The organism is Isoptericola sp. NPDC057191, assembly GCF_042670225.1.
Classification (GTDB): domain Bacteria; phylum Actinomycetota; class Actinomycetes; order Actinomycetales; family Cellulomonadaceae; genus Isoptericola.
In genome coordinates, this window is record NZ_JBHUWC010000025.1 from 19,052 (window position 1) to 31,957 (window position 12,906).

General features: G+C 73.1%; 12 protein-coding genes and 1 pseudogene. 2 read left to right on the forward strand and 11 right to left on the reverse strand.

Going from position 1 to position 12,906, the window contains the following annotated elements; all coding sequences use genetic code 11:
- Positions 1-69 precede the first annotated feature (69 nt).
- Positions 70-558 carry a hypothetical protein gene (locus ACFT55_RS06020; RefSeq protein WP_380242577.1) on the forward strand — a complete coding sequence of 163 codons (489 nt, stop codon included), beginning with the start codon at positions 70-72 and terminating at the stop codon, positions 556-558.
- Here the strand turns inward: ACFT55_RS06020 and ACFT55_RS06025 are convergent.
- Positions 477-668, reverse strand: a pseudogene (locus ACFT55_RS06025) (hypothetical protein); the annotation flags it as partial. The gene ACFT55_RS06020 and the pseudogene ACFT55_RS06025 sit on opposite strands and share 82 nt — an antisense overlap.
- 114 nt (positions 669-782) lie before the next feature.
- A complete protein-coding gene (locus tag ACFT55_RS06030) occupies positions 783-1,604 on the reverse strand; it encodes a hypothetical protein (protein WP_380242579.1) in 822 nt (273 codons plus the stop codon).
- Between the two features lie 95 nt (positions 1,605-1,699).
- On the opposite strand from ACFT55_RS06030, the gene ACFT55_RS06035 reads away from it, so the two are divergent.
- Positions 1,700-1,960, forward strand: a complete 261-nt coding sequence (locus tag ACFT55_RS06035) for a hypothetical protein (RefSeq protein ID WP_380242581.1) — start codon at positions 1,700-1,702, stop codon at positions 1,958-1,960.
- Between the two features lie 13 nt (positions 1,961-1,973).
- Here ACFT55_RS06035 and ACFT55_RS06040 read toward each other — a convergent pair whose 3' ends face one another.
- The 9 genes from ACFT55_RS06040 to ACFT55_RS06080 form a co-directional block, all read right to left on the reverse strand.
- Positions 1,974-2,630 (reverse strand): hypothetical protein, encoded by a 657-nt coding sequence (locus tag ACFT55_RS06040; protein ID WP_380242583.1) that lies wholly within the window; start codon positions 2,628-2,630, stop codon positions 1,974-1,976.
- Positions 2,627-3,265 (reverse strand): hypothetical protein, encoded by a 639-nt coding sequence (locus tag ACFT55_RS06045; RefSeq protein ID WP_380242585.1) that lies wholly within the window; start codon positions 3,263-3,265, stop codon positions 2,627-2,629. Before ACFT55_RS06045 ends, ACFT55_RS06040 begins: the two co-directional genes overlap by 4 nt.
- The gene (locus tag ACFT55_RS06050; protein ID WP_380242587.1) at positions 3,259-4,722 is read right to left on the reverse strand and encodes a hypothetical protein; all 1,464 of its coding nucleotides are present in this window, start codon (positions 4,720-4,722) and stop codon (positions 3,259-3,261) included. The genes ACFT55_RS06045 and ACFT55_RS06050 overlap by 7 nt, the downstream gene beginning before the upstream one ends.
- Positions 4,723-4,736: 14 nt before the next feature.
- Positions 4,737-5,036 carry a hypothetical protein gene (locus ACFT55_RS06055; RefSeq protein WP_380242589.1) on the reverse strand — a complete coding sequence of 100 codons (300 nt, stop codon included), beginning with the start codon at positions 5,034-5,036 and terminating at the stop codon, positions 4,737-4,739.
- A gap of 124 nt (positions 5,037-5,160) precedes the next feature.
- Positions 5,161-9,633 carry an FtsK/SpoIIIE domain-containing protein gene (locus tag ACFT55_RS06060; protein ID WP_380242591.1) on the reverse strand — a complete coding sequence of 1,491 codons (4,473 nt, stop codon included), beginning with the start codon at positions 9,631-9,633 and terminating at the stop codon, positions 5,161-5,163.
- An 80-nt stretch (positions 9,634-9,713) separates the two neighbouring features.
- Positions 9,714-9,977, reverse strand: a complete 264-nt coding sequence (locus ACFT55_RS06065) for a hypothetical protein (protein WP_380242593.1) — start codon at positions 9,975-9,977, stop codon at positions 9,714-9,716.
- Positions 9,974-10,711 carry a hypothetical protein gene (locus tag ACFT55_RS06070; RefSeq protein ID WP_380242595.1) on the reverse strand — a complete coding sequence of 246 codons (738 nt, stop codon included), beginning with the start codon at positions 10,709-10,711 and terminating at the stop codon, positions 9,974-9,976. Before ACFT55_RS06070 ends, ACFT55_RS06065 begins: the two co-directional genes overlap by 4 nt.
- Complete coding sequence (locus ACFT55_RS06075; RefSeq protein WP_380242597.1) at positions 10,708-12,330, reverse strand: serine/threonine-protein kinase; 1,623 nt, start codon at positions 12,328-12,330, stop codon at positions 10,708-10,710. Before ACFT55_RS06075 ends, ACFT55_RS06070 begins: the two co-directional genes overlap by 4 nt.
- Positions 12,331-12,906 (reverse strand): FHA domain-containing protein (locus ACFT55_RS06080; protein ID WP_380242599.1); only part of this gene is annotated, 576 nt, incomplete at its 5' end. It abuts the gene before it with no gap.

Here is a 12,906-nt window from a genome sequence, read left to right on the forward strand (position 1 = left end):
GGGACCGCTCCCCATGCGCGGACGAGGCCTGGGGCGTGTCTCCCAGCTGGCAGCTGAGACGATGTGCTCGTGGGCGACGTCCAGGGTCGAGATGATCTGTATGGGTTCGAATGGGATTTCCTCGTGCGCGATCGCGATGGCTTGATCGCGGTGTTCGCGACCGCAGGTGCGGGGACGATCCCTCCGGCCGTCTTCGGTGAGCTCGCCTTGGTGGAGCAGGCCGTCGATGCGCTGGACGAGCTGCCCTCACGAGGCGAGTCAGTAGACCTACGGTCTCAGGATCGCTTGAGCGGCAACTACTCCGAGTGTTTCGAGCTCAGCCGGCGTGGATTATTCACCTACGAATGGCACCTTCACCACGGTCCCTACGAACAGGTCTCGGCGCCGACCGTCCCCTTGGTGATCGAGGACGTGGACCGCGTTCTCGCGAAGGCGGCTGCGCTGCACCGGGTGCCGGTCTCGTTCGCCGAGGCCGCTCAGATCGATATCGACGAGCCGGGTCGTGAGAACGTCCGCAGCCATGCGATGACCGCGGCCGACACCGCTCCAGCGCGGTAGACGACGGCGTGCTTGTCGGAGCCAGCTGCCAGGCCACGCCATTGCTTGAGCAGGTTGAAGGAGCGCGCTCCACGACGTCGCGCCACTTGCAGGTCTCCCGGTCGGCCACCGCCCGAACTGTTCGCGGTTCCGCCACGGGATCCCGGTCCGTCCCCGGTAGGCGATTCCCTCCACCACGTTCGCTTGTCTGCGGCCCACCTGACCTCAGCGTTGCGTGACACGCCCTAGTCGTCCAGGTTCTTGCGCGACAGCCTCGCCCGCCGCTGCTCCTCCACGCGCGCCGTCCGCGCCCGGCGCTCACCGGGGCTGAGCTCCGTCAGGGGGCGGTCGTCGGGCCCGGCGGCGGCCCCCGCGAACCGGCGACGGAGCGCGCGGACGCCGAGCACCGAGGAGGCCACCAGCAGCCCGACGGCGACGACCGCCGCGACCAGGTGCACCGCGTCGGGCACGCCGGGCACGAGCGCCGCGATCGCGAAGGGCCACGCCAGCCCGGCGGGCAGCATGGCCAGCACCGTGCGCCCGTCGACGGTCCAGCCGGCGACGTAGTACCGCATCACCCGGTCGGTGAACGGGCTGGGCCGGACAGGCTGCAGCGACAGCGCGACGCCCGTGAGCGTCGGCGGGCCGAACGACGTGCCCCAGGCGCCGCGTGTGGTGTACGACAGCCTCTCGCCGCGGTAGCGCCGGTCCAGGCTGCGCCCGACGTACACGAAGGACAGCACCGCCAGGGGCCACGACGCCGTCAGCACGTGCCACCCGCCCGCGCCGACGGCCAGGGCCAGGATCGGCAGCGCGACCACCAGCAGGCCGACCGCCCCGAGCGGGTCCGACAGCCGGTCCCCGACGCCGGCGACGAGGTCCTCGGAGTCGACGAACGCGAGGTAGGGCACGGAACCCACGAGGAGGAGCACCACGATCAGCCAGATCGCCGTCCACACGACACCGACGGCCGCATACCCGGCCGGACGCAGGACGACGCTCCAGGACGCCGGCGGGACGTCGTCGCGCACCGCCGCTGCGCGGGCGTCGGCCGTCGTTCGGGGCATGGTTCCTCCACGTCGGTCCGGGTCGGGGGTGACAGACTAGCGGCCGGCGCACCTCAGGGCGCAGGCCAGGACGAGACGACGATAGGACGGACGGCATGAACAGCAAGCGGGACCAGGAGCTCGAGGCCTCGGCGAACCAGGCCATGCGGCCCGCCACCTACGCCCTAGGTGCCGTCGTGGTGGCGTGCGTGCTCGCCGTGGTGCTGAGCGCCGCCGCGCCGGACGTGTTCGCCGCCGTCGGCGGCTGGGTCACCTTCGCCCTGGTGGTCGTGGCCGCGTCCCTGTGGGCAGGGCTGTCCATCGTGCGTCGCACGCGACGGAACGCCGCGCAGGACGAGCCCGGCGCCGGCCGCTGACGCTCGCGCCTGGTCAGGCGGACGCGGCCTGCGCCTCGTCCTCGTCGTCGTCGTCGAGGAACGCGATCGAGTCCACGATCTCGTCGAAGAGCAGCGCGAACGGCTCCGCCGACGGGATGTCCGTGGCGTTCACCCGGACGAACAGCATCCGTGCCGGGTCGTTCGGGTGGGGCATGTGGTACTCGAGGCGCATGGTCAGGACGTCGACCGCCTCGTCCCCCTCGCCGGCCTGCCCCTGCGACATCTCCACGACGCGGGCGGCCGGCCGGCCGTTGCGCTGCACGGCGACCTCACCCTCGGGGTATGCCGCCCGGAGAGCGCCCGCGTAGTCGCCCTCGGCCAGGAGCGGACCGGCCGCGGCGGGCCACTCGTCGTCGAACATGAGGATCGCCGCGGGGAACGGCACGCCCGGGGCGAGCTCGAGGGACATCAGGTACGTGTGCACCCCGATCGACACAGCGTCGCGCGCCGTCGCCAGCAGCTCGTCGACCGCCTGCCGCCGCATGCGCGCGAGCCGGTCCGCGGGACCCACCTGGCGCCGGACCAGACGCTTGATGAACGCCGTGGCCTTCTCGGGGCTCTCCAGCGGGATGCTCACCCAGGTCCCGGGCACGATCACCCGCACCACACCCCCGAGCACCTTCAGCTCGGGCGCCGCCGCCTGCGTCATGCCGTCTCCGTCTCCACCGTGAGCCCCGCGAGCAGGTCGACCATCTCCTGGGCCATGTCGTCGAACGTGCCCACGCTACGCGCCACCGCGGTCACCTCCACCATGTCAGCGCTCTCGGGCGGGAAGACGCCGAGGACCACGCGCTCCTCGAGCACGCCGCTGCCCTCGTCGCCGAGCTCCCCGAAGTGCGTGATCATCGCGTGCAGGCCCTCGACCTCGCCGGCCGCGCAGGTGCCGTCGAACCGGCTCGCGAAGGCGTAGTCGTGCTCCTGCGAGTCCTCGACGCCCGCGGCCAGCTGGGCGGCGAACTCCTCCCGCGCGAGGTCGGGCTGCGCCGCCACGGTCACCATCGCGTCGACGACGCCGAGCTCGGGGCGCCGCACGAGGGCCGCCGTGACGAGACCCCGGATGCCCGTGTCCGCGACCGCGCGGCCGACGTCCTCGAGCTGCGCGGCCAGGCTCGCGGCCAGCTCCTGCGCGGGGACCTCGAGACCGCCCGACGTGCCCGCCTCGGCGACGATCCGCGCCGCCGTCGACCGGGCCCACGCCTCGACGAGGTCAGGCGTCTCGGTGGGCACGGCGTACCAGGACTCGGGCAGCCGCAGCTCGAACCCGGCGATGGGGCGCGTCACCACGAGCCGCCCACGTAGCCGTTGTTGCCGAAGACGTCGCCGAGCCCCGTCACGGCGCTGTTGACGTTGCCGGGCGCGCCGCTGATCTTGCCCCAGCTGCCGCCCGCACCGCTCGACGCCAGCGAGTTGCCCTCGCCGTACGCGCCCCAGCCGTCGCCGCCCGCGATCGCCATGCCGAGGCGTGCCGAGTTGTTCGCCAGGCTCGCCGTCTGGTGGAAGACGGCACCCACGGTCGCGACGGCCTGCGTCGCGCTCGTCAGCCCGTCGATCCGCAGGCCCGTCTGGTTGAAGTGCGAGACCATGTCGATGACGTCGTCGTTGCCCATCGCGAAGCGCGCCGCGCCGTCCTTGTAGGGCAGCGGGAAGTTGGACTTCTGCCACGTCTTGAACGCGTTCTTGTAGAGCCCGTTCTTCGCCATCCCGGCCACCGCCTTGTCCCCCGCCGAGCGCACGAACGGGGACTTCAGGACGTCGGTCACCCGCTGGCCCTTGGTCATCGCCATCGTCTTGCGCGAGCTCTTCAGCAGGGCAGCCCCGAACTTCGCCTTCGCCGCCTGGTTGCTCATCCGCGCCGACGTCTGGACCACCGAGCGCGCCTTCGCGTACTTCGCGAACGAGCCGATCGCCTTGCCGCCGAAGAGGCCCATCACGCCGAGGCCGACGCCGAGCAGCATCTCGCCGAACCCGATGTCCCCCCGCGCGAACTTCACGATGTTCTCGATGATGGAGATGATCGACCCGATCGCGGCGAGGACCAGGAGGATCTGGCCCAGGACCGGGACCCAGGACAGGAAGATCGCCAGGATCCCCGCGATGTCGCAGATGATCTTGAAGACCTTGTAGATGCCCTTGACGACGTTCTTGACCTTGTCCCAGGTGCTGTCCTTGAGGCCGTTGACCTTGTCGCCGGTCACGACCTCGTCGATCGTGCCGATCGCGGTGGTCGCCGCCCGGTTCTTGGCGTCGTGGCCGTCGTTCCAGTAGCCCTCCTGGACGGCGATGTCGCCCTCCAGGTCGGACACGGCGTCGTTCGCCGTCTTCGCGGCGCTCTTCGCCTCGGCCTTCTCGGCGTCGGTGGCGTCGTCGGGCAGGTCGTCCACCCCGTCGTCCGCCCCACGGGCCGTCCGCTGTGCGTCGGCCAGCTGGTGGCGCAGGCTCCGGAGCCGTACCGCCGCCGGGTCCGCCTCGTTCTGGGCGCTGCGCAGCGCGAGACCGTAGGTCGTCAGCGCGTCTCCGGTGGCGGCGTAGCGCTCCTTGGCCTTCTCGATGTCCTCGCGCACGTCGCCCGCGAGCTTGCGCGTGGCCTCCATCGACTTCGCGGTGCTGCTCGTGTCGTCGACGATCTGCTGGAGAGTGCTGACCGACCGCCCGATCGCCTCGGCGAGCTCGCTGTACTTCCGGCCCTTGGACTGGACGACGTCCGCCTCGCCGTCCAGCTCCTCCCACTGGGTGTCAGCCATGTTCGTCGGTCCCCCTACTTCTTCGCCGCGTCTTCGAGCGACTTGGCCAGCTCGCTGTCGATCTCCGTGAACGTGTCGGCGATCTGCGCGATGATGTCGGACAGCTTCTTGACGTTCTCGAGCATCTCGCCGCGCTTGATCTCCCACTTGTCGGCGAAGTCGTTCACGCGGTCGCGCAGGTCGTCGTGGCCCGTCGCCTTGGCCGCAGCCTCAGCGTTCGAGTCCGCGTTCTCCAGCTCGTCGGAGATCGCCTTGAGGTCGTCCTTGAGCGTCCTCAGCTGGTCCATGTCGATCGACAGGTCGTACCCGGCCACAGCTCCCCCTCGTCGTGTGCAGCACGTCGTCCGGCCGCCGGGCAGCACCGTAGCCGAGGGCGACCGCGCGGGTCGATGGGGACCACTCCCCATCGACCCGCGGCCGGTGCCCCGGTCGCCTGCCTCAGTCGTCCAGGACCAGCGGCAGCTGCACGCGCGTGTGCTTGCCGCGTGCGATCCACGCCCCGCGACCGACGGGGAACTCCCCCTTGGCGGCACGCGGCAGCGACGTCTTGAGGATCGTGTCGCCGTCGAGGTTCTCCGGCTGCAGGATCAGGCCGCGGCGCCCGTTCTTCACCTCGCCGAGCAGCGGCCACGTGGCCGACCAGCCCGCGGTCTCCGCCTCGGCGACCAGCAGGTGGTCGCTGCCGCGGATCGCCTTCGTGAGGTCCTGGATCGGCTTGTCCGCCGGGGACTGCAGGTACTCGTTGATCCCCTCGATCAGGACGACGATGCCGGGGTCGACGTCCTCGTCCTGGACGGCGGCGAGCAGGTCCGTGGCGAGCGCCTTGACCTTCTCCACGCCGGTCGCCACCTCGGTCCACGGCAGCTTGTCCGCGATCGCGGAGCGCCCCTGCGCGAACAGGTACATCCGCGCGTCGGGGTTGGCGCGCAGCACCGACCGGGCGATCGAGACGAGCGCGTTGCTGCGCCCGGACCCGGGCGGGCCGGCGACGACCATCGTGCCGGTCGGCTCGAACGGCACCGGCCCCAGCGTGATGCCGTCCAGGCCCAGGACCGGCTGTCCGTCCACCTGCACGGGCAGCTCGCCCGCGCCGTACTCGGTGGGCAGCACGCGCACCTGGGGCGCGGGCCGCACGCCCGCGGACAGCATGGACTGGCCGAGCTTCTCGGTCGCGGCCGCCTGCGCGGACACCGACGTCGTGCCGCCGATGACGGCCACCTGGACCTCGAGCCCGTCCAGCAGCGCCCGGCCGTTCGGCGAGTCCGAGGTGATGACGTCGCGCGGCGCGTTGAAGGCCAGGTACCCGTCGTCCGTCATCCGCAGCAGCAGGTTGCGCTGCACCATCGAGCGCACGTACGTCGGCACGGCGCCCGAGCGGTCGGCGGTGAACACGACGTGCATGCCGAGCGCGCGGCCGTCGTTGAGGATGTCGCGGAAGACGTCGAACCACTCCGCGCGGCCCGCGCCGACCTCGAAGTCGTCCCGGAAGCCGGGGAAGCCGTCCACGAGCAGCAGGATGCGCGGCACGTCGGGCCGCCCGCTGAGCTGGCGGTACTCGGTGACGCTCGACGCCGACACCGCGGCGAAGGCCTCCCCGCGCCGCTGCAGCTCGTCGCGCAGCATGCGCATGAGCCCGACGACGCGCTCGACGTCGTCCCCGCGCGCGATCGTCCCGACGTGCGGCAGGGCGGACAGCATCCGCAGCGCGCCCGCCGCGAAGTCCAGGCCGTACACGTGCACGGGGCCGCCGCGCGGCGTGATGCCCGCCGCGGCCGCGAGCGTGCGCAGGGCCGTGCTCTTGCCCGCGCCGCCCGTGCCGTACACGCCCAGGTGACCGTCGACGTCGGGCACGAAGTACACGGGCCGCTGCGCCTGCTGCTCCGGGATGTCGGCGACGCCGAGCAGGAGCTCGGTGTCGGTGCGCTGGTGCAGGCGGGTGAGGTCGTAGGCGTCCGCCATCGAGTCGAGCCACGGGCGGCGCGGCACGGGCAGGCGCCCGGCCTCGAACGCCTCGCGGACCCGCGCGACGAGCCGCTGCTGGTCGTTGGGCCCGAGGTCGACGTCGTCGTCCACGGCGGCCGACGGGTCGACCGGTTCCTCCCACCGCTCCTCGCGGCCGAAGTGCAGGCCCGCGACCTCGATCGCGGCCCGCTCCGGGTCGCGGGTGCTCCAGGCCCCCGCGTACCCGGACTGGAACGCCTGGAGGCGGCCCGGTCCGGTCTTCACCACGCCGCGGCCCGGGATGGCCGGGTCGATGTGCGCGGCGTCCTTGATGTCGACGACGTCGCTGGAGTCGGACTCGTCGGCCATGCGCAGCGCCACGCGCAGGTTCGTGTTCGCGCGCAGGTTGTCCTTGATGACGCCCGCCGGGCGCTGCGTGGCCATGATCAGGTGGATGCCGAGCGAACGGCCGCGCTGGGCGACGTCCACGACCCCGTCGACGAACTCCGGCACGTCGCCCACCAGCGCCGCGAACTCGTCGATGACGATGACGAGGGCCGGCGGGGTCTCCGGGTCGCCGCGCTTCTCCAGCTCGAGCAGGTCCTTGACCTTCTTGCGGTTGAACAGGTGCTCGCGGTGGTGCAGCTCGGCGCGCAGCGAGGTGAGCGCCCGCAGCACCAGGTGCTGGCTCAGGTCGGTCACGAGACCGACGCAGTGCGGCAGCTGGACGCAGTCCGCGAACGCGGAGCCGCCCTTGTAGTCCACGAACAGGAACGTGACCCGGTCCGGGCTGTACTCGGCGGCCATCGCCAGCACCCAGGCCTGCAGGAACTCCGACTTGCCGGCGCCGGTCGTGCCGCCCACCAGGGCGTGCGGGCCCTGCGAGCGCAGGTCGAGGTGCTGGGCGTCCAGGCCCGCCGAGCCCACGATGGCGCGCAACGAGCCGGCGCGCTTGCGCGGCGCCACCTGGGTGCGGTCGTAGATCGACAGGTTCTGCCGCCAGCGCTCCAGCACGGCGGCCGGGTCCTCGAACAGGTCGTGGCCCAGCAGCGCGGGCATCGTCACGGACCGCGGCAGGTCCGAGGAGTCCGCGACGATGGCGCCCGCGTCGAACACCGGCGCCAGCCGGCGCCCGTAGTCGAGCGCCGACGTCGGGTCGACCGTCTCGAGCTCGACGTCGTCCACCCAGCGGCCGAGGCGCACCATGCCGACGCGCGGCCCGTGCTCGCCCAGGTCCACGAACGTGCGGCACGCCGCCGGGAGCGCCGCGGTGTCCGCGGAGATCCACAGGGGGTACACGCCCGCGTCCGGGCCCTGCTCGGCGAGCTGCACCAGGCGCGCCCGGTCGACGTCGATGTCGTCGGAGATCACGACGACCACCGCCGGCACCGGCGACCGGGTGCCGGCGTCGGCCTTGCTGCCGCCGACCTCGCCGCCCCGCTCCAGGGCGGCGTCGTCGTCGTCGATCGCGCCGCGCCGCTGGGCGCCGCCGCGCTGGGCGCGCAGGCGCGTCGTGACGAGCTCCTCGAGCTCGGCGACGAGCCGCGCCGCACCGCTCGCCGAGTCCGCCAGGTGGTGGCCCTCGACGGGGCTCTGCGGCGACGACGTGTGCGGGATCCACGTGAGCCACTGCAGGTGCGTGCTCCACACGGGGCTCACCATGCCGGTGACGACCAGCTCCGACGGCGAGTGCAGGCCGGTCAGCTGGAGCAGCACCGCGTTGAGGCTGCCGGCCACGGCCCCGGGCGGGCCTGCGAAGCCGAGCGCGCCGGCGTCGTACAGGTTCTCCACCACGGGCACGCCCGACACGTTCTCGTACCGCTGCACCACGGCGTCCAGACGCTCCTGGTACTCCTTGACGAGCGCGCCCCGCGCCGTCTCCTTGACCGAGTTGCGCGAGGGCATCGTGCCGATGCCGAAGCGCACGTTGAGGAAGCTCCAGTGCTCCGGGCGTCGCGTCCACAGCATCGGGCCGTGCCGCATCGACTCGGTGAACACGTGCTGGGTGGCCGGCGCCTCGCGCAGGCGCACCGACCGCTCCTTCTCCTCCTCGCTCGCGAGGGCGTCGCGCAGGGAGTCGAGCCGCTCCTCGAAGCGTGCGACGTCCTTCTCCTTGCGCGCCTTGTCGCGCCTGCTCCGCGTGAGGTAGTTCCCGAGGAGCATGATCGGCGACATCGCGATGAACACCAGCGACAGCAGCCCGCGGCCCATGGCGATCATGAACCCGCCCATGAGCAGCGGCGCGAGCATGGCGAGCAGCGGGAAGGGCTGCGCCTCGGTCTCGGTGGGCACCTCGGGGGCGTCGAACTCCGTGCCCCGGTAGCGCGCCTCGACGCGCGGCGACCGCGTGAACGGGACCGGCCCGGCCTTGGGCGCCACGCCCGTGAGGGTCTGCGGCTTGCGCCGCTCGATCGTCATCACCGTGTCACCGACGGTGACCCGCTGGCTGCCGTCCACGCGCAGGCGCTGCACGTGGTCGCCGTCCACCAGGAGGCCGTTCGCGGAGCCCAGGTCGACGACGTCGACGACGTCCGACACGTCCAGGCGCAGGTGCTGCTTCGACACCAGCGGGTCCCGCAGCACGACGTCGCACCCCGGCGCGCGGCCGAGCACCCAGCTGCCCTCCGGCAGGTCGATGGAGCTGCCGTCGGTGAACCGCAGGCTGGCGCGCACGTCGCGCCCGCCCGGGTAGTCGAAGCCGGGCCGGTCGAGGTCGACGACGGCCACCTCCGCCCCCGAGCCGATCCAGGCCTCGCCGAGCGCGGCGTCGGCGGGCAGCCGCACGGGGCGGTCCTGCCCGGGCAGGCGTGCCTCCAGCGTCCGGCGCCGGTGGTCCACCACCCCCGGGCCGGCCGGGTCCACGCGGGCGATCGTCGAGGCGACCTCGCCGATCGTCGCGCCCGCGTCCGCGGTGACGACGACGTCGTCCTGCGTGGTGTCCGGGCGCCGGAGCGTCACCTTGACGCGCATCGCTCTCCTCGGGTCGTTCGGTCAGGTCGTTCGGGCGGGTCGTCGGTCAGGCTCGGTGCGGCGGGGCATGACGCCAGGTGTCAGCCGTCCCGGCCGCGGCGTGTGACCGCCAGGACCACGGCCGTCACGGCCGCGGCGGCGAGGGCGCTCAGGCCCACCACGCGCCAGGTCGCGGGGTCGGTCAGCTCGCGACCGATCGCGCGGTAGAAGTCGAGGGGCACGCCCGTGCCCACGCCGTCGGACAGCACGCCGGCCGTCACCACGATCACGAACGCGATCGCCGCGCCCCCGATCGCCATCACGACCACGAGCTGCCAGGGCTCGGGGCGCTGCCGCCGGGTCATCCGGCGTCCTTCGGGGCGGCGGTGTCGGCGTCCTTCGGGTCGGGGTCCGGCGGCAGGTCGAGCAGCGGCAGGTCGTCCGCCGTGACGAGCCGGGACGCGACCGCGTACTCGACGAGGCGTGCGCGCCGGTTGGTCGCCAGGCCGCCGGTGCCGCCGCGCAGGCCCTTCACGCCGACCCGGTCGAGCTTCTCGCACACATTGTCGAGCTTGCGGTTGAACCGGGTCGTGGTCCACCCGAGGCGGGCGGCGGCGTCGGCGGAGGAGGGGATCTCCGACAGCCCCGTGCCGTCGCGCCGCAGCATCGGCTCGCACAGCGCCACCACCAGCTGCCGCTGGCTGACCGTGAACGGGATCATCCCGATCGTGGTCGCGCCGCCCTCGGGCTCCTCCGAGCGGATCTCCGCGTACGGCGCGGGGCTGAGGGCCGCGAGGAGCTCGTACGTCGTGGGGCCCGCGGTGAAGACGATCGACGTGCTCGGGAAGACGATCGGCAGCGAAGTGCCCGGCGAGAGCCAGGACTGCACGCCGCCGGCGGCGTCGCACACCGTGGCCGACAGCCGGTTGCCGACGTTGCCCAGCCACCACAGCCCCGACGCGTGCGTGAGCTGGAGGAAGCGTCGGTGCAGGTACGGGTTGTCGTCCAGGGCGAGGTCGCCCTCACGGCCGATCTCGAAGACGGCCTCGGGGTCGGGCCGGAACCACTCGCCCGCGAACTCCAGGGCCAGGTCGCTCATCCCACGCACACTCCCTGCGGCTGCACGGAGAACGCGCCGCTGCGCACGACGACGACCTCGACGCACGTCTGCCCGGACTTCTCCTTCGGCACGGCGACGGTCGGCTTGGTGACCTCCTGGTAGTGCGCCTCGCCGAGGGCCTTGGCCTCGCGCCACCCGTAGGTGTCGCCGTCCAGCGGGTCCGGGTTGGTCCAGGTGAAGACGACCTTGTCACCCTTCACCTTCCCCTTGAGGTCGGTCACCGACGGCACGAGGCCGCCGAGGTTGTCCGCGGGCGGGGCGGGGTCGTCGCCCTGGCCGGTGGCGACGGGGGTCACCGGGTCGTCCGCGTCGGACGCGTCGGGCCACAGCACGACGGCGAGCGTCACGACCAGGGCGGTCACGACGGCGGCCAGCCCCACCACGAGGGCGACGACCGCCCCGCTGCGGCGCGGAGGCGCCGCCTCCTCGGGGGCCGGCGGCGCGGCTATGGGGGCCGTCGCCGCGGGCGCCATCGAGCGGTGCACCGTGTCGCCCAGGTCGTCGGCGAGCACCGCCGACGTCCCCGTGACCGTGGAGGAGGCCGCGGTCGGCGCGGGCACGGACGCCGTCCACGCCGGGCGGGCCGCCGGGGCGGGCGCGCCGGCCGTGGCGAGCGCGGCAGCCGCCGCGGGCCCGCGCGGGTCGACCGACACCACCTCGCGCAGCCGGGTGCCGACCTCGTCCTCGTCGGCCGGGGCGTCGCCGTCGTCGTCGCGCACCTGGCCGCGGTCGTCGAGGAGGTCGATCGGCGTGACGGCGAAGGAGAGCTCGGTCTGCACGGCCTGAAGGGCGCGGGCGAAGGCGAGCGCCGTCGGGTAGCGGGCCTCGGGGTTCTTCGCCATCGCGGTGCTCAGCACGCGCTCGAGCGACGCGGGCACGTCGTTGCGGCCCGTGGTCTGCAGCGGCGCCGACTCGATCCGGGACACGAGGTCCGCGCTGGAGTTGGACCCGCCCGGCACCTCGAACGGGGTGCGGGACGCGAGCAGCGAGTACGTGGTCGCGGCCAGGCCCCACACGTCGGTCGCCACGCCCGTGCGCGGCGGCTCCGCGAACGACTCCGGCGGCGACCACGGGATCGACATGCCCTCCGCGCGGCCGGCGTCGTCCAGCGTGGACGAGATGCCGAAGTCCGTCAGCGCGGGGTGCCCGTACTCGGTGACGAGGATGTTGGCCGGCTTGATGTCACGGTGCAGGATGCCGGCGCGGTGCGACGTCTCGACGGCGCCCGCGACCTGGACGGCGATCCGCAGCACGTCCGGGACGCTGAGCCGCTCGCTGCGGTACCGGGCGCCCAGGTTGGGGCGCGAGCAGTACTCCATCGCGAGGAACGGGCGGCCGTCGGAGGCGACGTCCGCCTCGTACATCGTGACGATGGACGGGTGGGTCGACAGCGTGGCCATCAGGTCGGCCTCGGCCTCGAAGGCCTCCCGCTGACCCTCGTTCGTCCACTCGTGCAGCAGGACCTTCACGGCCACCCGCCGGCGTGGCCGGCGCTGCTGGTAGAGGAAGACGTCCGAGAACCCGCCCGACCCGATGAGGGAGACGTACTCGAACCCCTCGATCTCGGGCGGCGGTGACGGTGGGCGCTTGCGGCTCACTCAGAGGATCCCTTCGAAGGTCAGCGTGACGCCGTCGCCCAGGTCGACGACGTCGCGCGAGACGACCATGACCGGCTCGCCCGGGTGCAGCCGCAGCGGCGGCTGGCCCGACCGCAGCAGGGTGGTGCCGTTCGTCGTGCTCATGTCGCTGACCAGCACGTGCCAGCCCTCGAGCCGCACCTCGACGTGCGAGCGCGAGATGTCCTGCTGCGGGCTCGGCACGGTGACGAGCCGCGGGACGTCGTCGCCGGTGGCCCGCGGCGAGCGGGGCTTACGACCGACGACGACGGGCCGGTCGAGCGTGACCCGCGGCCCCCCACTGACGGCCATCGTGCCGAGCGGCGGGCGCGGCACCTGCCGCGCCTCCCCCACGAGCGACTGACCGCAGGTGGCGCAGTCGTCGCGCTGCGGCGGGTTGGGGTGCCCCGCGGTGCACGACCGCGCGAGGATCAGGGGCCGGCCCGGCAGCGGCGCGGAGGCGAACGCCGGCCCGGGCGGCACCGGCGCGCCGGGCGCCGGCTCCGCCGCGGCCGCGGGCGTCGTGGCCCGCAGGTCGGCGATGGCGGAGGACAGCAC

What these genes read in the sequence shown, in the direction of transcription:
- ACFT55_RS06030 (WP_380242579.1), bottom strand. Translation starts at nt 1,604, where the DNA reads ATGCCCCGAACGACGGCCGACGCCCGCGCAGCGGCGGTGCGCGACGAC.
- ACFT55_RS06035 (WP_380242581.1), top strand. Translation starts at nt 1,700, where the DNA reads ATGAACAGCAAGCGGGACCAGGAGCTCGAGGCCTCGGCGAACCAGGCC.
- ACFT55_RS06040 (WP_380242583.1), bottom strand. Translation starts at nt 2,630, where the DNA reads ATGACGCAGGCGGCGGCGCCCGAGCTGAAGGTGCTCGGGGGTGTGGTG.
- ACFT55_RS06050 (WP_380242587.1), bottom strand. Translation starts at nt 4,722, where the DNA reads ATGGCTGACACCCAGTGGGAGGAGCTGGACGGCGAGGCGGACGTCGTC.
- ACFT55_RS06060 (WP_380242591.1), bottom strand. Translation starts at nt 9,633, where the DNA reads ATGCGCGTCAAGGTGACGCTCCGGCGCCCGGACACCACGCAGGACGAC.
- ACFT55_RS06065 (WP_380242593.1), bottom strand. Translation starts at nt 9,977, where the DNA reads ATGACCCGGCGGCAGCGCCCCGAGCCCTGGCAGCTCGTGGTCGTGATG.
- ACFT55_RS06070 (WP_380242595.1), bottom strand. Translation starts at nt 10,711, where the DNA reads ATGAGCGACCTGGCCCTGGAGTTCGCGGGCGAGTGGTTCCGGCCCGAC.